Raw genomic sequence first — 18,230 nt, 5'->3', positions numbered from 1 at the left:
CGGGAGCAACGGGAAGCACCGGGGCTACCGGAGTAACAGGAGCCACTGGCGTTACGGGAGCAACAGGAAGCACCGGAGCTACTGGAGTAACAGGAGCCACTGGCGTTACGGGAGCAACGGGAAGCACCGGGGCCACCGGAGTGACAGGAGCCACGGGTATTACGGGAGTAACGGGAAGCACCGGGGCTACCGGAGTAACAGGAGCGACGGGCATTACGGGAGCAACGGGAAGCACCGGGGCTACCGGAGTGACAGGCGCCACGGGCATTACGGGAGCAACGGGAAGCACCGGAGCTACCGGAGTGACAGGCGCCACGGGCATTACGGGAGCAACGGGAAGCACCGGGGCTACCGGAGTGACAGGCGCCACGGGCGTTACGGGAGTAACAGGAAGCACTGGGGTTACCGGAACGACAGGCGCCACGGGCGTTACGGGAGTAACAGGAAGCACTGGGGTTACCGGAACGACAGGTGTAACTGGAGCAACCGGTACAGCAGGGCAAGGGTTGTCCTCGTACGCCTATATTTTTAATACTTCAGCTCAAACTGTAGCTATTGAAGCGGATGTAATCTTCGACAGTAACCAAAATCTTACTAATATTGCTCACACGCCCAATACCGCTTCGATTATTATTGGTAATGCCGGGGACTATGCGGTGTTTTTCAACGTTGCAGGTGTGCAGGCAAACCAATTCACCCTTTATCAAAACGGAGCCCCTGTAGGTGGTAGTGTCTATGGTTCAGGAGCTGGCACTCAACCGAATCCAGGCATGGTCATTATTACGGCTGCTCCCGGTGATGTGCTGACATTACGGAATCATTCCAGCGCATCAGCTGTTGGTCTGCAAACACTAGCAGGTGGAACACAGACCAATGCTAATGCTTCTATTCTTATTCAACAGTTAAGCAGTTAAACTTTCGAGCTTATAATGTTGATTAATAAATGGATGTGTCCAGAAAAATAGACATTTAAAATTGGGGATGCTAATTTTTTAGACATTAAGAGAAGAACCGGAGAAAAGGAAAGTTGGATGCTCTGGTAAAGTGTTCGTACAGAAAAAACCATGTGCCCATAAAGAAAGAGGCAACATGGTTTTCTTTTGTCTTTTTTCATATATATTGATCCAGCTGGCGAATAATTATCGGAACATATTCTTAACGACCATCCAGAGATTAGCCGGTTTTTCGGCCAAACGGCGGGTATAGTACGGATACCACATGGTGCCATAAGGTACGTAACAGCGAATGCGATAGCCTTCTTTGGCGAGACGTTCCTGTTCGCTCATACGCAGACCATATAACATCTGAAATTCAAAGGCATCCGGCGAGATTCCCCGATCCTTAGCGTATTGTTTTGTCCAGTTAATGATGTGATCATCATGCGAGGCAACCGCAGTGTACACACCCTGATCGAGGTGATTACGAATCATCGTTTTGAATTGATGAATGACTTCAGAAGTATTCTGATAGGCGACTGATCCGGGTTCTTTGTAAGCACCTTTAACCAGACGAAGCCGAATGCCTTCCCGAATCATATCACGTGTATCTTCTTCGGTGCGATGAAGGTAGGCTTGCAATACTGTGCCTGTATTATGCAGTCCTTCCGAGTGCAGTCTTCGAACAATATCCAGCGTCGCTTGAGTAAATGGACTATCCTCCATATCAATTCGGACAAATAGATCATGTAATTTGGCTTGTGTTGCAACGGTGCGGATATTTTGGTAACCCTCTTCCGGGTCAAGTGCGAGGCCCATTTGTGTCGGTTTCAGCGAGACGTTGGAGTCTGCCCCTTCACGTGCAATGCCTTCTACCAGTCGTACATACTCATCCCTGTACAATGCCGCTTCGCTCAGTCGGGTGATGCCTTCGCCAAGATGATCGAGCGTAGCCATAATGCCTTTATTATTGAGTATGTGGATCTCTTCGAGAGCTTCTTCCAAGGTGTTTCCTGCAATAAATTTGCCTGCCAGCTTCTTACCATATCTAATGGACAGGTTCTCTACAGCTTTGTTGCCTGCCACGGTTAATAAGGTTTTGCGATATATTTCCGTTCCCACACTCATTTTCGTTTCCTCCTTCAGCATTGTGCATCCTTAATTCAAGCAAGAAACGTGCCAGATTTGGCGATGGTCTACTATTTTTCATGGAGATTTTAACTTTATAAAAAGGAATCGAAAAATCTGGGGATAACAGCGATCGGAAGGTTATTCTGTCATCGGAGTGGCCCGTGTGAATTTTCAGTAGTTGAATTTAACAAGAAAAATATTTCAATCTCAACCGGAGTTGGCACGGATTTTGCTACATATATTTGGTGATGAGTAACATGCAAAATAATTCAGGCTAGCAGCCAGCGAATCCCACATCCTGAAGGAGGAATCATTGATGAATATCCCTTTTGTTAACGAACCATTCACACCCTTTGCAGTCCAGGCGAACCAGGAAGCATTTGAAGACGCACTTCGTCAGGTAGAAGCTGAACTTGGGCAGGAATATCCGATTATTATTGGTGGGCAAAAAATAACAAGTAGCCGCACGTTAACTTCCGTGAACCCCGCAGCCAAAAATCAAGTTGTCGGAACGATCCATCAGGCAGATCGAGAATTGGCCGAAAAGGCCATTCAGACAGCGGCGGAGACATTCCACACATGGAAACATACGGACGCGAATGAACGGGCTCGTTATCTATACAAAGCAGCTGCCATTATGCGCCGTCGCAAGCATGAATTCTCCGCATGGATGGTCTATGAAGCCGGCAAGACTTGGCCTGAAGCGGATGCGGATACCGCGGAAGCCATTGATTTTATGGAATTCTATGCACGGGATATGCAGCGACTGAGTGAACCGCAGCCCCTCGTGCGGATTGCAGGAGAAGATAATGAACTGAGTTATATTCCGTTGGGCGTTGGCGTTGTCATTCCACCTTGGAACTTCCCGCTGGCGATTATGGCAGGTATGACCTCTGCTGCACTGGTATCTGGCAACACGGTGGTATTAAAGCCTGCCAGCACAACTCCGGTGATTGCCGCGAAGTTTATGGAGCTGCTCGCAGAAGTTGGTCTGCCGGATGGCGTCGTGAACTTTTTACCAGGACCAGGCAGTGAAGTGGGCGATTATCTTGTGGATCATGCGCTCACCCGTTTTATCAGTTTCACCGGTTCCCGAGATGTAGGACTGCGAATTAATGAACGTGCAGCACGAACAGCTCCAGGTCAGAAGTGGATCAAACGGGTTATTGCAGAGATGGGCGGCAAGGATTCCATCGTTGTAGACAGTGACAGTGATCTGGAACTCGCGGCAGAGTCCATTACCGCTTCGGCATTTGGTTTCTCAGGACAGAAATGTTCGGCGTGTTCCCGTGCCATTATTCATAAGGATGTATATGATGAAGTATTGCAAAAAGTGATTGAACGGACACAGAAACTGACGATGGGCAGTCCACTTGAAGTTGGCAGTCAGGTTGGGCCAGTTATCGATGACAAGGCATATGCAAAGATCACGGAATATATTGAAATCGGTAAGGGTGAGGGGCGTCTTGTGCACGGTGGCGGTACCGGGAACGTTGAAGGGTATTTCATTGAACCAACCATTATTGCGGATGTGGACCCGAAAGCCCGGATTGCGCAAGACGAGATTTTTGGACCTGTACTTGCGTTCATCAAAGCAGAATCATTCCAGGATGCATTGGATATCGCCAATAATACAGACTATGGTCTGACCGGCGCGGTAATCTCACGTAATCGTGATCATCTGGAGCAGGCAAGACGTGAGTACTTCGCGGGTAATCTGTATTTCAACCGGAAATGTACCGGAGCACTGGTAGGCACACATCCATTTGGCGGATTTAACATGTCAGGCACGGATTCCAAGGCAGGTGGAAGAGACTATCTGCTGTTGTTTACACAGGCGAAGCTGGTATCGGAGAAATACTAGACAGAAACCCATGATCCGACTAAAAACTTCTTACATTTGCTTGAATAGTATGCTATTATCCCTGCAAATCCTTTTGTTCGTATAAGAAACACAGATGCTTATTGCCGAAGGCATAAGGAGGGTAACGGATGTTAGGTGTTCAGTTGGTACAGGAACAACGTATTCGGCTGTCCATCACGCCGGAGATGAAACAATCCTTTCATTTGCTAACCATGTCTGGCCAAGATCTGACCCGTTACTTGCTCGATGCAGCGGAGGAAAATCCAGTACTTGAACTAGAAGAACAAGCTGCGCCTCTCGCCCGGATTCCGCGGCGAATGGATCAGCGCAGGTATGATTCCTATGATCCGCTGCTTCAGGCCAAAGGTGCCGAACCTACTTTGGAACAATTGCTGATTGCGCAAATTCGAGTAATGACAATTCCAGACGAATTGGAAAATATGGCCGTATATTTGGCAGGGTGCGTTAATGATGATGGTTATCTGACGGTTGAACTGGCAGAGGTGCAAGCAACACTTGAGCTTCCGATGAGCAAGATTGCAGCGGGACTGGAACTTCTCCAATCGCTGGACCCTGCTGGTGTAGGGGCGCGGAATCTGCAAGAATGTCTGTTACTCCAGATTAGACGTGATCCATCAGCAGCGCTGAATGCGGAGTGGATGGTGGAAGCGGGATTGGAAGCACTGGTTCCTTTTCACCCAGGTAGAACAGGGAGTCGATTAGGCATGACTTCGCAGGAAGCTCAGATTGCCTATGATTATATTACACGTCTCGATCCCAAGCCCTGTCGATCGATCGGATGTACGGAACGGCCACATTACATTATTCCGGATGCCATTGTTGGGTTGCGTAACGGTGAGGTCCATTATAGTTTGCATGCAGCAGGTAACCCTCGGGTATCGATGAATGAAGCGTGCTTCCGCTGGATCAGGGAAGAGGCTCCCGACGCAACCTGGTCTACCCGCGTGGCAGAGGCGAGGGCTATTATTCGGAGTGTACACTTGCGGCGCAGAACTTTAGTGCGTGTGCTGGCGGCAGTGATGGAAGAGCAGAATCAATTTTTGGTCAAAGGCCCATCCGCGCTAAAACCACTTAATCTGGGTGTTATTGCAGAGAAGATTGGCATGCATGAATCAACGGTAAGTCGTGCGGTGAACGGTAAATACATTGAGACCCCACATGGTGTATATGAACTCAGGGCTTTTTTTGCCTCGGGAATCAGTACAACGTCAGGGGATAAAACATCGGCATCAGCGGTAAAACGCAGATTAAAAGAAATCATTCGCGTGGAACAGGCTCAGCGTCCATACTCGGATAGTCATTTGGCCACACTGCTGGCCGAGGAGGGGATTGTCATCTCCCGCAGAACGGTTGCCAAGTACAGGGAGGAACTTCAGATTCTGCCTTCCCTTGAGCGTAAACGGTGGATTTAATTGAATAGCTGGCGTCTTATCATCTCTGAATACAAGAACCCCCGCAAACCGGATGAACGGTCTGCGAGGGTTCTTGTTAATTATTCGTTTGTGTTTGGGTTGCTGCATCAGTTTTCCTGATTACCTACAAACGTTCCATATTACGCAGGAAGTGTTCTCCGGCAATCCCTGGTGTGGTCATCTGTTCCGGATGAAGAATCTCTTCCAGTTCTTCCGGTGTCAGCAATCCGCGTTCGAGAATAATCTCTTGCAAGGAAAGTCCAGTCTTGAGCGCTTCCTTCACGATGGAAGCTGCCACATTATAACCTAAGTGCGGGTTCAACGCCGTAACCACACTGAAACTTTGCTTCATGATTAATTCGCAGCGTTCACGGTTAGCTTCCATCTCTTCAACTGCATAACGTGTGAACACATCGATGCCGTTATTCATAATTTTCAGCGATTGCAGCAAGTTGAACGCAATAACTGGGCCCATGACATTCAGCTCGAATTGACCGGCTTCACACGCCATACAGATCGTATGGTCGTTCCCCATCACCTGGAAGGATACCTGGTTAATGACTTCCGCCATAACCGGGTTGACTTTGCCCGGCATAATGGACGAACCTGGCTGACGTGGTGGCAGGCGCAGTTCATTGAATCCTGCACGCGGACCTGAAGCCATCATGCGAATATCATTACAGATTTTGGACAGGCTGACTGCACATACCTTCAGCGCCGCTGAAAGTTCTAGATAGGCATCCGTGTTCTGTGTTGCATCCACGAGATCCTCAGCAGTTTGTAGGGGCAATCCGGTAACATCAGACAGGTGTTCCGTAACCTTAACGATATATTCGGGTTTGGCATTAAGTCCAGTACCTACCGCAGTTGCACCCATGTTAATGGTAAGCAGGCGGCGATTGGCGAATTCAAGACGCTCGATATCCCGTCCGATGACGCGGGCATAAGCACCGAATTCTTGTCCAAGGCGAATAGGCACGGCATCCTGAAGATGGGTACGGCCAACCTTAACCACATCGTTGAATTCCACTTCTTTTTTATGGAACGCCTCCTGCAGTCTTTTCATGGTAGCGAGTAACGTCTCCGACAGTTGGTACGCCGCAATACGCAGTGCTGTAGGTACCACGTCATTGGTAGACTGGGACATGTTCACATGATTATTGGGATTGCAATGGAAGTAGTCTCCCTTGCTTTTGGTTAACAGTTCCAGCCCGCGGTTGGCCAAAATTTCGTTCATATTCATATTCATGGAGGTGCCTGCACCGCCCTGAATGGAGTCTACAATAAAATGATCCAGATGATGGCCTTTCATCATTTCTTCAGCTGCCATGACGATCACGTCGCCAATCTTGCTCGGCAGCATCTTCAACTCCATGTTGGTAATCGCTGCTGCCTTCTTCACCGCAGCCAGAGCCGTGATCAGCTCCCGGTGTACCGGAACGCCGGTAATCGGGAAGTTCTCCACGGCCCGTACCGTCTGAATTCCGTAATAAGCATAAGCCGGGATTTCTTTTTCACCGATAAAATCTTTCTCCGTCCGTGTGGACATAGTAGACATCTCGTTCGCCTCCAGTGGCATCAATAAAAATAGTTCGGCTCCAGCGTTGCTGAAGCGCACTCAGTATATCATTTAAGCAAAATGGATGCCAATCTAAATCATTTGGCCTCTTGTGCCGATAATAAATAAAATTAGGGATATTAAATGGAATATTATTCAATTTTTAAGAAAGGGAGGGGCGGCCAAGCTTGTCTTATACATTATGCGCTATATGGTAGAGAAGTCATGCATGAACGGCAAGTATGAGGGGGAATAGAACGTTTTCAGTGATGTATATCACATGAAATTTGGTACTTGATTGGTAAAATAGGAAAAAAGGACTACGGGGTGTGCACATGAAATGGACTTTAGGAGCAAAGACTGTCGCAGGTCTGGTACTGATTTCGATTATTACCTACGGAACTAGCGGCTTTTTTATATTTTTTGTCAAAGACTGGGTTACGTTAGATATTCCGAATTGGGTATACATATCGATTATCCTGATCATGGGAGTATGCTGGAACGGGATTCTGGGATGGTTTGCCTCACGCTGGCTGACTCGTCCAATCGTTCACCTGTCCCGGGCTGCACAGCAGGTGTCAGCGGGGGATCTGACAACCGAAATTCCGCAGCGACGCACGCAGGATGAACTTACAGTATTATATGATGCTTTTCGCGCAATGGTTTCTAACCTTCGAAGCATTGTAAATGATATTGCAGACAGTACAAGAACGACCTCACAGAACGCACAGTCTCTGAGTGAAGCGATTACCCAGGCCGCCGAACAGATCGAGATGATGTCGGATGCGGTGGATCATATTGCGGTAGGCGTAGAAGAGCAGAAGGTCACTTCCCATCAATCTCTGATCACTGCGGATGAGATGCTGAACGATTTCCAGCGTATGCATAGCCAGTCCATGGACATGACAGAGATGTCCGGTCAGATGGAACGATCGGTGGATCATACAAAACAGACTTTCTCATCGTTGATGAAAGGGATGGACGAGCTGGCCGAGTCGCACAATCGTTCCCGCGATATTATGTTGTTGCTGGAGAAGGAAGCCTCCGATATCGAGGTAATTACCCAGTCTGTCAAAAACATCGCAGAGGAAACCGGGTTACTTGCCCTGAATGCTTCCATTGAGGCTGCACGAGCTGGCGAAGAGGGTTCTGGTTTTGCAGTCGTGGCGCAGCAGATCCGCAAGCTGGCAGACGAAAGTAAGGAATCGGTACACCGTATTAATGAGCTGATTAGTCGTGTGCAAGAGCGGATCAGGGAGACAGCCCAACTGTCTCATGAGCAGCATGGTCTCGTGGTTAATGAATCGGAGCGGACCGTCTCTGTGGATCAGACGTTGCATGAACTGACAGGCACGGTGGAGGTATTTATGAAGGGTGCGCATGATATCGGCTCCAAGATTGCAGAACAGACCGGTCGCGTGGAGCAAACGCACGGTCATGTGAAGAAAATCCAGGGGAAAGCCGGATCGTTCTCAGATGAGGCGAGACGAATTATGGATGCCGCACACGAAGAGACAGCCATCATGGAGGAGATTTCATCCTCGGCTGAAGAACTGAGACAATTAACCGATCGGTTATTGGACAAAACCAAAGCATTCCGGATGCAGCCTTAAGCTGTGTTCGGAATTTTTTTTATTTTTAGAGAACAGTTTTGGCATGAGAATTTGCTTATTCTGGTTAAAGCCGAACGTTCTTTCGTGAAAACGAAAATTTGTAAAGATTATTTTATGAAAGATTAACAAATTCGCAACTTGCAGGCGATAAATGAAGATATAATAGGATTATCACAACAGATAAAGGAGCCCAGTATATTGAAAACTTGGACAGGTATCCTGCTGATGATTATTTTGGCGGTAGCTACGATTAGTACAACTTCGGCTGCCAGAACCATGAATGAATCGCAAAAACAGCTTAACATAGATGATCAATCCAGCCAGACCGAAGTGGTCGAGGCTTCCAATATAGATAAACTGCATGACACAGCGAAGACAACACAGGAATCCATTCCCGTGAAAGAGGAATACGTTTCGGTAGCTCCAGAGAATGAGAACGTCAGATTATACCCTATGAAAGTTGAGGGTTCAGGATATATATATAACGGAATGATTTTGGAAGTGGACGGCAAAGTGCAAGAATTTAGTGATTGGCAGGGGGAAGGCGGGTCTTACAAACCCGAAGTGCACGAGCTGGATCTGAATGGAGACGGCCAAAAAGAAATTATCGTTTTGTACACAGAAGGTCATGGAACAGGTATTTATTTGGGACAAGCACGTATCATTAATCCGGTAACGCTGGAAGAGATGAAGATGCAATCTCTGGATGAGATTGCGAAACAACATGTGAAATCAAAAGTTACGGTTAGATCAGACCGTGTGGATGTTGATGTCGCCGTTGATGGCGTTCAAGCAGAACCTTTACGGATCGAGGAAGATACAAGTGGCGGCGTATATAACGAAGAGTTGGGATTCGGTGGAGTAACCTATTACAGTGTAGAAGATGGCCAGCTTGTCGTATCAGCAGCAGGATCTTACGGTGCGGCTTTATATGCCGGCGATCTGACATTCACTTATGAGTATCAAGATGGCGAGTGGAAGGCCGTAGATTTGAAGTACAGCATGGAAGTGTATGAAGAAGAATATTATGAAACTTTTGATTGATATCATCCTGTTGATATCGTAGTGCATCGGGAATTGAAAGTTCTCATGTGTGGAGTTAAGTGAACATCTGACAAGAATATCTTCCTTACTCCGTATACGGACAGTGGGAAACTGGGCGAGGCTGAAAAAAATGGGGACATACAGCCTCGTTTTGTGCTACCCGAAAATAGGCACTGTGTACTAAAAACGTAGGAAACAATTGACATTATCACTTTAGTCGTTTAAATGTATAAAGGACAAATCATTTTAACATTCAGGAGGGATTTTGATGAAGAAAAAAGTTGTACTGGGTTTGATGGTAGGCACACTAACGCTTGGGATCGGAACAGGTGCACTCGCAGCAACAGGGTTGGAGCAGATTAAAGCCTATCTAAACAGCAAGATTACGCTAAAAATGGATGGTGCCACGGTGACAGCCAAAGATGCCAATGGTAAAACAGTGTTGCCTATCACTTACAACGGAACGACTTATTTGCCTGTGCGTGCTGTGGGATCTTTGCTTGGGACAGAGATCACTTATGACAGTGCAACTTCATCCGTCCTGATTGGCGGAACGAATGGATCTGCGCCCGTAACCAACGGAAAAGTAACGCTGAGTGCACTTGGAACATCCGTACTGGGATCTACCGCTTGGCACACCAAAGATCCTAAGGATACCACATATAAAGGCAAGGATTACAAGGATGTTTATCTGCATAATGATCCTACGAAACAGGGGGATGATATCCAGATTAATACGGGTAAAAAGTATTCTTCTCTGCACTTGGAACTTGCCGCGCTGAAAGGAAATCAGGAGATTCATATCTATGATCAGGATCTCGCGACACTCAAAAAGTTCAATATCACTCCAGAAAGCGGTATGATGAGTCTAGATGTGGATGTTAAAGGTACAGACGCTGTCTATGTAGAGATTGTATCTGAAGATCCGGGTTCGGCTCTGTTTGTACCGCTCACAACATCGTATCTGACGAAGTAAAACACAATCTGCAAGTTTGCGACCTTACAGAAGGGGCAAGGCAAGCATAAACATAAAAAAACGATGATTCACTAGGCGATTCCTGAACCGTATCCGGTATTCAGAGTTGCCTGGTGAACATCGTTTTTATTTTCTTTTTGTTACGAATATTAGCGGATTATGGTATCCAGTGGTTTCAGATTCGCTTCAATCTCGGCGCGGCGACCTTCAAGGAATGGAGGCAAGGCAAGCGATTCTCCCAGATGCTCCAATTCTTCATCTGTATCAAATCCCGGACCATCGGTTGCAAGTTCGAACAGAATACCGTTTGCTTCACGGAAATAGAGGGAGCGGAAGTAGAAGCGATCTACAAAACCGGAGTTAGGGAATTGGAAGTTACGAACCCGTTCCACCCATTGTTTGAGTTCTTCCTCGTTATCCACACGGAACGCAACATGGTGTACGCTGCCACGTCCAGGACGCTCTTGGGCAAGGTCATTCCGTTCCTCAACATGCACCTCGGAGCCGCTGCCACCTTCGCCGGATTCAAAAACGAGTACATCAGGTTGACCTGGAGTAAAGGCAGGGTAACTTCCTTTAGCTCTGAAACCGAGCAGTTCGGTAAGAACCGGAGCGGTAAGGGAAGCATCTTTTACCGTAAGATGGATAGGGCCAAGGCCTACAATGCCATACTCGGCAGGCACAGGGCTCTGATCCCATGGTTTACCACCAGCGACACCTGTATTATTTTCATCCGAGACCAGAATCAGACGTTGTCCTTCAAAGTCTGTGAACGAAAGTGTGGCACGACCACCCCGTTCAACAATCTCTCCATGTGGAACTTCGAATTCGTCAAAACGCTGCTGCCAGTAAGTAAGTGCCGCATCATTTGGAACGCGCAGTGACGTTCCGGATATGCTGTTCACGCCTTCACGAGTCTGTCCGGCCATCGGAATCTCGAAGAAGGTAAGTTCGGTACCCGGATTGCCTTTCTCATCGCCATAGAAGAGATGGTAGACGGACACGTCGTCCTGGTTGACCGTTTTTTTAATGAGGCGCAGACCCATGATGTTGGTGTAGAAACGATAGTTCTGATCGGCATGTGCGGTTAGAGCTGATACGTGGTGAAGTCCTTTGATTTGCATAATAATTCCTCCTAGATGAAATGGGATAGTGTAAATGTTTAGTTGAACGTTTGTTGAGTTCTGTATTTATTGTTATTTCGGTTAAGAAAGTTACTAACTTTTTGTGTGTTTTGTTTCTGGATTTATCTTAACATAAAGATATTTAAATTACAATGCTTATTTAGAATTCCAACTGGACAGTACTTTCATTCAATGGCAAAATGAAAAAGTTAACATTAAAGAGAGATAATGTTGGTGAGATCCTTGTAAAGGAGAGAAGAGATGCATGGCGTATCCACCATGGCTGGACCCTTATGACGCAGAGCCGTTTATTCTGTTCTCCACTTCACATATCGTTTCGATTAGCGTAATTACAGCATTGATTGTACTGCTGTTTTTGCTTCGACACCATCTTCGATCATGGTCAGAGAGGGCACGCCGCATACTGCGGATTGTTCTGGCCTGTATCATGTTTGCCTGCGAAATCGTGCTGCAACTCTGGTATGTGTACGGAGGGATATGGAGCCTGCAGACGTCACTGCCACTCGAACTATGCAGTCTGTCTCTGCTATTATCGGCGTTGTTACTACTGACACGCAGTCGACTGTTACATTCTGCACTGCTGTTTGCAGGCATTGCTGGAGCCCTTATGGCGATCCTGACTCCTAATTTGGGTTATGGTTATGCACATTTTCGATTCATTCAATTTTTCGTTGCTCATGCCTGTATCATTCTGGCCTTACTCTACATGACCTGGGTGGAACAGCTGCGACCTAGCTGGAGATCTGTAGCAGGTTCGATGATATTTGTGAATGTGGCAGCATTAATCGTATACGTTGTAGATGTCATGCTTGACGCGAATTATATGTTTTTGAGACACAAACCGAGTACACCCTCGGTGCTTGATATGTTAGGTCCGTATCCCATGTACATCCTTGGGGAAGAGATACTTGCGCTAGTTTTGTTCTCGCTGATGTACATTTTGCTCTTTGCCATTCCAGATCGGTTGAAACATCGTGTGAAAAAAGGTAAAAGCTCCGCGGTATAGGGATAATCCTTGTAGTTGCGTCTGCACCGTATTATCAACTCTTTATAAATGAAACATCCCGCAGTAATCTGACCGGATCAGATCGCTTGCGGGATATTCGGGCGTTGTACCTGAATAGGGCCAACTTATCTTTATATTTTTATCCACGGAGCAGAGATTCCGCACCATCCACATAGATTCGTGTACCTGTAACATGAGAGGCTTCATCGGAAGCGAGGAACAGAACGAGGTTTGCCACTTGCTTCGATGTTCCAGGTTCGCCCTTGAGCGGATGTTCGTGACCCTCAGGGAATTCAACAGGAATCTGTACTTCTTTCAGATCATCGGACGGGTAGGTGTTATCATCAATGTTGGTATCGATGGCTCCTGGGCAAACGGCATTTACACGGATCTTATAACGAGCCAGCTCCAGTGCAGCCATTTTGGTAAACGCAGTTTGTCCCGCTTTGCTGGAAGCGTATGCAGAGAAACCGATTCCTGAGAAGACCCGGTTACCATTGATGGAACTGGTGATAATGATGCTGCCGCCATGTTCTTTCAGATGAGGAATAGCATATTTGACGGTTGCGAAGGTTCCGCGCATATTGATCTCCATCGTTTGGTCCCAGTCCTCCATTTCCATCGTTTCAATCGGGGCCATCGTTCCGTTAATGCCGGCATTCGCAAATATGATATCCAGTTTACCCGCTTCAGCCGCAGCCTGATTGATCGCCTTCTGCACATTATCCGGTTTGGAGATATCACATTCGATCACATACGCTTCTCCACCAGCCTTTTCAATCGTCTGCTTGGTTTCCTCCGCATTTTCGGGTGTGCGATCCAGCATGTACACTTTGGCCCCATGCTCGGCGAATCGAATAGCAGTAGCCTGACCAATACCCGATCCACCTCCGGTTACAATCGCGACTTTGCCTTCCAAACGTTGTTCTGTCATCTCTGATCCCTCCAGGAGTTAGATTATCGTTGTACGCTCTACTTCTAACATACCCGGCTCAAGACGCGTGAATCATATGTGTATATATCAAAAAGAACAGGACCGCAACGCGGCCCTGTTCTGGAACAGATCAACTTCATCATCTGTCTGCTGTGAACTTATTTTGGCGTATGAATGGTGGGAAACTCATTCAAGTCATGTCCGATACTTACTTATGTTTCTTCCAGTCCATTGCACTGTTATTGAGCAAATATTCGAAATCGTTATCCCGGCGCTTCTGCTCCGCTTGGCGAGCTTCTTCTGCCTGCTGACGCTCCTGCTCTTTAAGAGCCGCTTCGGCAGCCTTGGCTTCATCCGCCTGAGCTTTCAGCTTCTCCAGCACATCACTGCTCAGTAGATCTTTCAGTGTTGTGGGTTTATCCTGTGCTACTGCTGTTTTGGGAGCAGGAGTGCGTTTTTTGGATTTTGCCATAGGAAAATCTCCTTTCCAAACATGAATCAGGTTCCATTTATCGTACAGTAGTCATAGTATATCAGGTTCCCGTAAAGCATTCCATGAATCTGCGGAACAAAAGCAGGAAAACGAGGGTTGCGTGACGAATGAAAACGGGTATAAAATCATATACTATTACCGATACTGCGACTATTCCCTGGAGAAAGGAGTCGTTGTTCGTGGAAGTAAACCGTGGTTTACTGAAAGGGCTTGCATGGGGCGTTGCCTTTAGCTGCCCGTTATGGATTGCGATTATCGGCTGGTTACGTTTGATGGGATGGATGTATTGAGGATGATGCCGGAAGAGGTCATTTTTTATAAAGTCATATATGTAACCGCTATCATTAAAATCAATAAATAAGCTCTGCCTTGTGACATTCGCATAGGACAGAGCTTTTGTTTGTTTAGATGTTCATTAACAAGTCATAACCATGGATTATCATCCGTTTGGCAAGGAAGTTTATTAAGGCATTTTTACCGGCTCTGGATATTCCAGACCATGTGTGTCTACCGTAACTTTTTTCATAACTTGATCGGAAACCGGTTTGTCACCTTCACCTATTTCCTGAGCAGCAATACCATCAACAACTTCCATACCTTCTGTTACCTTACCGAAGGTAGCGTATGAGTTATCCAGGTAATCCGCGTCAGCTAACATGATGAAGAACTGGGAGCCTGCTGAATCAAGATTATCCGATTTACGTGCCATCGAAATGATTCCCCGAGTATGATTTAGGTGATTCTTGTGGCCGTTGGATGTAAATTCCCCTTTGATCGTATAACCTGGGCCGCCTGAACCGTTGCCATTGGGATCTCCACCCTGAATCATGAAGCCGGGAATGACCCGGTGAAAGATCAGGCCGTCATAGAACCCTTTATTCGCCAGGGAGATGAAATTATACACTGTGTTGGGCGCGATCTCGGGATAGAGCTCAATAACGATCTTTTGACCATCCTGCATCTCAATAGTAGCCACCGGGTTTGGACCTTCAGGTGCGGCCGGAACCGGCGCTTTCTCGGCACTGGTCGCAGGGCGTCCGCAACCACTAATGACGATAAGCAGCATCGCAAGAACGAGCGATACTGCGGTTGTTTTTTTCCACCGTAAAGACATGAAAACGTTCCTCCTTGCATCTCTGCATTATATATTTGCTCCAAAATCATATTTGGATATTTACCCAACTATCATACCGTTTTTGTGGACAGGATGGCAATGTAATACATGTGTTTATGGTGAACAAGGGATGGCCTTCATGGAATGATGGGTGTAAAATAAGGAAAATGCTTCCGCATCGGGGACGTACGGGTCTGTTCCGTCCGCTCCAATACACGGCAGTCCCGGCGTCAGTAACGGAAAGGGCGTGCGGGTATATGAACTTCTCGTGGAAGCGCAATCTGGTCATATTGTGGATTGGTGTATTTTTTTGCAGCACCGCGTATTCGATCTCGATTCCATTTCTGCCCCTGTTTCTAAGTGCTGACTTGGGGGTTCGTGATCACCTGGAGTTATGGTCAGGACTGGCATTTGGCATTACGTTTCTTGCGAGTGCACTCGTGTCTCCGTTCTGGGGATCACTGGCTGACAAATACGGACGCAAGCCCATGCTGATCCGGTCGGGATACAGCCTTGCCGTCTTGTATTTAATCAATTATTTCGTGCAGGACCCATACTCGCTGATTGTTGTTCGATTATTTCAGGGTCTGCTTGCAGGGTTTGTTCCAGCAGCGATTCCCTGGTAGGCACGAATACACCTGAAGAGAAGACTGGTTATGCGCTTGGTATTATGTCCACTGCAGGAGCCACTGGTGGTATTATCGGACCGTTAATTGGTGGCGTGGTGAGTCATTATTATGGGAACCGGAATGCATTTTTGTTTTCGGCTATTGTTGTGTTAGTCTCAGCAATCATCGCAACCTTTTGGGTAAAAGAAGAGAACTTCAACCGGAACAAAGCTCGTTCCCACGTCATGGATGACATTCGTGAAGCGAGAGCGAATCGTTTGTTTATGACTGTGCTTGGCATGATGGGCATATGTACATTCTCCGTCATGATTTTGGAGCCGCTATTGACGGTCTATGTGATGGAGATGGGCGTTCAGCCGGATCGTGCCTCACTCAGCTCGGGTATTATTTTCTCAGCGGTGGGGGTAGCAACCGTTATTATGGCGCCGCGGTGGGGCAAGATTGGTTCAAGGATTGGATACGGTAAAGTGCTGATCATTGGACTGGTTGGTGGGGCTGTAGGGAATCTTCTGCAGTTCTTTACAACAGGTTATATCGCATTCGGCATTTTACGATTTGTGTATGGTTTATTCTTTGCGGCTGTATTTCCGGCAATTAACGCCATGATTGTGCAGGCTACCGCATCGAGTTTCCGGGGCAGGGCTTTTAGTCTGAATCAATCCGCTGCCCAGATCGGGACGATGGCGGGACCGATCATTGGTGGTGTACTTGGGGGCTGGCTGCCGATACGCTGGATATTTATTATTAATGGAGTGGCATTGATCATCACTGCGATTGTGGCGAAGTGGTCGGGGTTGGATCACAAACTGCCCGTGGCAAGTAAGGTTTCCGCTAAGCGGTGAAGCCGAATTGCAAAGAGAAAGTGAACTTACAGGTAACAAAAAAGATGACGCTGTGAAATTACAGACGTCATCTTTTTTAAGTCTACTACGGATCTATATAAGTTAGTCATCCGAAGAGGGCTCGCGAGAAGCCTTCTCTTTGGGAATGGCATGTTCGACCGCATCACGTTGATCCTCATCCTCAAGTGCTTCGGGGAAGGAGTCCTCAGTGAATAGTCCGAAGTCCGGGTCAATATCCCGTTCGGTCACGAGATTATCCGGTTCATGCACATGCTTTTGGCGATCTTCCTTCATCGTGTATGCACCTCCTCATTCAGGATGTCATAACAGCCGTTAATGGCGTGGTGGAATGTCGTTCTCTGGTTTGGCATCCGCACCAGCACCATTAAGCAGATCGGTACCATGCAGCGCATCTGGATCGGGTGCAGCAGGATCAACCGGACTGTTCGGTTGCAGAAGATCTGCATCCGGTACAGATTCCAGCGGTGTCTCAGCCAAACGTGAATCCAATTCCGGCTCATCCGCAGCGGTTGCGGCTACGGGTGCCAGATCCGAATCTTCCGTTACAATCCGTCTGCCGGAAACTTCATCAAAGGTATCCATATCGCCTTCCGGGACTTCCGTCTCTGGTGGAATATCGCGGGACCTCTGATAACGGTCATAATAGCGGTCGCTCTCTTCGTTACTAATTGGTTTGTCAGACATGAGTAACACTTCCTTTCATTGTCGGTTGTCCAAATGCTTCTTACCCCGTAGTTACCCAAAGCGCTAGTGTTGTAATCTTGCACAGGTTATTATCTCCGGGTGTTCACTACGATATGAATGCCTTAGAATTTGGGGAATACATATTTAACCAAGAAGTATAAGAATCCGAAAAAGATAATGATATATGCGGCATATTTAATAAATGTGGAAGCGACCATACTTGAATCCGATTTATGCTGAACATCCTTATGTTCCACCTCAACCGTACGATGGGGCTCATTCATTGTAATCATCTCCTTAGCGTGTTTGTTTGCTTTGAGAAACCATTACACCCGGAGCAAAGGATTGAATCTCAGCCACCGTTTTTACAGCTTTTCCTGTTTTGCCTATGTTATGATGAAGCTTGAATATGTAAGGGAGGGATTCATGTGGACTGGTATACACTGGGTAATATGATCACACGCATCCGTATCGGGCAAAAGGCGTCCACACCCGGGTTCTCCCGTACCGTCATCCGTCGTCCGGATGGTTTGTTTTGGGTAGGCGGTATATGGTCCGGGCAAGTTGTCCAGTTACGGGATTTCCTTTTTTCCGACATATGGACCATATATGATGATGAGGAGACAGAGCAGTGGCTTGAATTTCGCAGTCAAGTTGAACAGAAAGAACGGGAAATGATAGTGAACCAGTTCGAAGACTTACGTGATTAATCGAATAACTTTAACAATAAAATGGAAATAAGACTATAAATCGACTTAAATGTGAAATTTCATTTTATCTCAAGAAGGTGACGTGACAAACGGTGGCG

General features: G+C 47.1%; 17 protein-coding genes and 1 pseudogene. 9 read left to right on the top strand and 9 right to left on the bottom strand.

The window, feature by feature from the left end; all coding sequences use genetic code 11:
- Positions 1 to 914 (top strand): collagen-like protein (locus tag MKY44_RS30665; protein ID WP_341010295.1); only part of this gene is annotated, 914 nt, incomplete at its 5' end.
- 225 nt (positions 915 to 1,139) lie between these two features.
- On the opposite strand, the gene MKY44_RS30660 is transcribed toward MKY44_RS30665, so the two are convergent.
- Complete coding sequence (locus MKY44_RS30660) at positions 1,140 to 2,063, bottom strand: proline dehydrogenase family protein (protein ID WP_341010294.1); 924 nt, start codon at positions 2,061 to 2,063, stop codon at positions 1,140 to 1,142.
- Positions 2,064 to 2,382: 319 nt separating this feature from the next.
- On the opposite strand from MKY44_RS30660, the gene pruA reads away from it, so the two are divergent.
- The gene (pruA, locus tag MKY44_RS30655) at positions 2,383 to 3,930 is read left to right on the top strand and encodes an L-glutamate gamma-semialdehyde dehydrogenase (RefSeq protein ID WP_341010292.1); all 1,548 of its coding nucleotides are present in this window, start codon (positions 2,383 to 2,385) and stop codon (positions 3,928 to 3,930) included.
- Between the two features lie 128 nt (positions 3,931 to 4,058).
- Complete coding sequence (gene rpoN, locus MKY44_RS30650; protein ID WP_341010291.1) at positions 4,059 to 5,363, top strand: RNA polymerase factor sigma-54; 1,305 nt, start codon at positions 4,059 to 4,061, stop codon at positions 5,361 to 5,363.
- Between the two features lie 124 nt (positions 5,364 to 5,487).
- Here the strand turns inward: rpoN and MKY44_RS30645 are convergent, their stop codons facing one another.
- Positions 5,488 to 6,921: an aspartate ammonia-lyase gene (locus MKY44_RS30645; protein ID WP_338591666.1), complete on the bottom strand. Its 1,434-nt coding sequence runs from the start codon at positions 6,919 to 6,921 to the stop codon at positions 5,488 to 5,490.
- Positions 6,922 to 7,256: 335 nt separating this feature from the next.
- On the opposite strand from MKY44_RS30645, the gene MKY44_RS30640 reads away from it, so the two are divergent.
- The 3 genes from MKY44_RS30640 to MKY44_RS30630 all read left to right on the top strand — a co-directional run bounded on the left by MKY44_RS30640 (position 7,257) and on the right by MKY44_RS30630 (position 10,554).
- Positions 7,257 to 8,534 carry a methyl-accepting chemotaxis protein gene (locus tag MKY44_RS30640; RefSeq protein ID WP_036672371.1) on the top strand — a complete coding sequence of 426 codons (1,278 nt, stop codon included), beginning with the start codon at positions 7,257 to 7,259 and terminating at the stop codon, positions 8,532 to 8,534.
- Positions 8,535 to 8,732: 198 nt separating this feature from the next.
- On the top strand, positions 8,733 to 9,578 hold the full coding sequence (locus MKY44_RS30635; protein WP_341010290.1) for a hypothetical protein: 846 nt from the start codon (positions 8,733 to 8,735) through the stop codon (positions 9,576 to 9,578).
- A gap of 268 nt (positions 9,579 to 9,846) precedes the next feature.
- Positions 9,847 to 10,554 carry a stalk domain-containing protein gene (locus MKY44_RS30630; protein ID WP_091034085.1) on the top strand — a complete coding sequence of 236 codons (708 nt, stop codon included), beginning with the start codon at positions 9,847 to 9,849 and terminating at the stop codon, positions 10,552 to 10,554.
- Positions 10,555 to 10,703: 149 nt separating this feature from the next.
- Here MKY44_RS30630 and MKY44_RS30625 read toward each other — a convergent pair whose 3' ends face one another.
- Entirely contained in the window at positions 10,704 to 11,678 is a 975-nt protein-coding gene (locus MKY44_RS30625) for a ring-cleaving dioxygenase (protein WP_341010289.1), read from the bottom strand.
- 265 nt (positions 11,679 to 11,943) lie between these two features.
- On the opposite strand from MKY44_RS30625, the gene MKY44_RS30620 reads away from it, so the two are divergent.
- Positions 11,944 to 12,705, top strand: a complete 762-nt coding sequence (locus MKY44_RS30620) for a YwaF family protein (RefSeq protein WP_341010288.1) — start codon at positions 11,944 to 11,946, stop codon at positions 12,703 to 12,705.
- A 139-nt stretch (positions 12,706 to 12,844) separates the two neighbouring features.
- On the opposite strand, the gene MKY44_RS30615 is transcribed toward MKY44_RS30620, so the two are convergent.
- The 3 genes from MKY44_RS30615 to MKY44_RS30605 form a co-directional block, all read right to left on the bottom strand.
- The gene (locus tag MKY44_RS30615; RefSeq protein WP_264931650.1) at positions 12,845 to 13,639 is read right to left on the bottom strand and encodes an SDR family oxidoreductase; all 795 of its coding nucleotides are present in this window, start codon (positions 13,637 to 13,639) and stop codon (positions 12,845 to 12,847) included.
- Positions 13,640 to 13,847: 208 nt separating this feature from the next.
- Positions 13,848 to 14,111 (bottom strand): YqkE family protein, encoded by a 264-nt coding sequence (locus MKY44_RS30610; protein WP_211081827.1) that lies wholly within the window; start codon positions 14,109 to 14,111, stop codon positions 13,848 to 13,850.
- Between the two features lie 484 nt (positions 14,112 to 14,595).
- A complete protein-coding gene (locus MKY44_RS30605; RefSeq protein WP_341010287.1) occupies positions 14,596 to 15,246 on the bottom strand; it encodes a peptidylprolyl isomerase in 651 nt (216 codons plus the stop codon).
- 257 nt (positions 15,247 to 15,503) lie between these two features.
- Between MKY44_RS30605 and MKY44_RS30600 the strand changes: the two are divergent.
- Positions 15,504 to 16,717: pseudogene (locus MKY44_RS30600) on the top strand (MFS transporter).
- Positions 16,718 to 16,819: 102 nt separating this feature from the next.
- Here MKY44_RS30600 and MKY44_RS30595 read toward each other — a convergent pair.
- The 3 genes from MKY44_RS30595 to MKY44_RS30585 all read right to left on the bottom strand — a co-directional run bounded on the left by MKY44_RS30595 (position 16,820) and on the right by MKY44_RS30585 (position 17,706).
- Positions 16,820 to 17,011 carry a hypothetical protein gene (locus MKY44_RS30595; RefSeq protein WP_341010286.1) on the bottom strand — a complete coding sequence of 64 codons (192 nt, stop codon included), beginning with the start codon at positions 17,009 to 17,011 and terminating at the stop codon, positions 16,820 to 16,822.
- A gap of 39 nt (positions 17,012 to 17,050) precedes the next feature.
- Entirely contained in the window at positions 17,051 to 17,422 is a 372-nt protein-coding gene (locus tag MKY44_RS30590) for a hypothetical protein (RefSeq protein ID WP_341010285.1), read from the bottom strand.
- Between the two features lie 122 nt (positions 17,423 to 17,544).
- Positions 17,545 to 17,706 carry a hypothetical protein gene (locus MKY44_RS30585; RefSeq protein WP_017690239.1) on the bottom strand — a complete coding sequence of 54 codons (162 nt, stop codon included), beginning with the start codon at positions 17,704 to 17,706 and terminating at the stop codon, positions 17,545 to 17,547.
- 144 nt (positions 17,707 to 17,850) lie between these two features.
- Here MKY44_RS30585 and MKY44_RS30580 point away from each other — a divergent pair, with 144 nt between their 5' ends.
- Complete coding sequence (locus MKY44_RS30580; RefSeq protein WP_036611533.1) at positions 17,851 to 18,132, top strand: hypothetical protein; 282 nt, start codon at positions 17,851 to 17,853, stop codon at positions 18,130 to 18,132.
- Positions 18,133 to 18,230 lie beyond the last annotated feature (98 nt).

The sequence above is a fragment of the Paenibacillus sp. FSL R7-0026 genome, assembly GCF_038004485.1.
Taxonomy (GTDB): domain Bacteria; phylum Bacillota; class Bacilli; order Paenibacillales; family Paenibacillaceae; genus Paenibacillus; species Paenibacillus xylanexedens_A.
The sequence above is the reverse complement of the archived record's forward strand: the minus strand, read 5'-3'. Positions and strand labels throughout refer to the sequence as shown.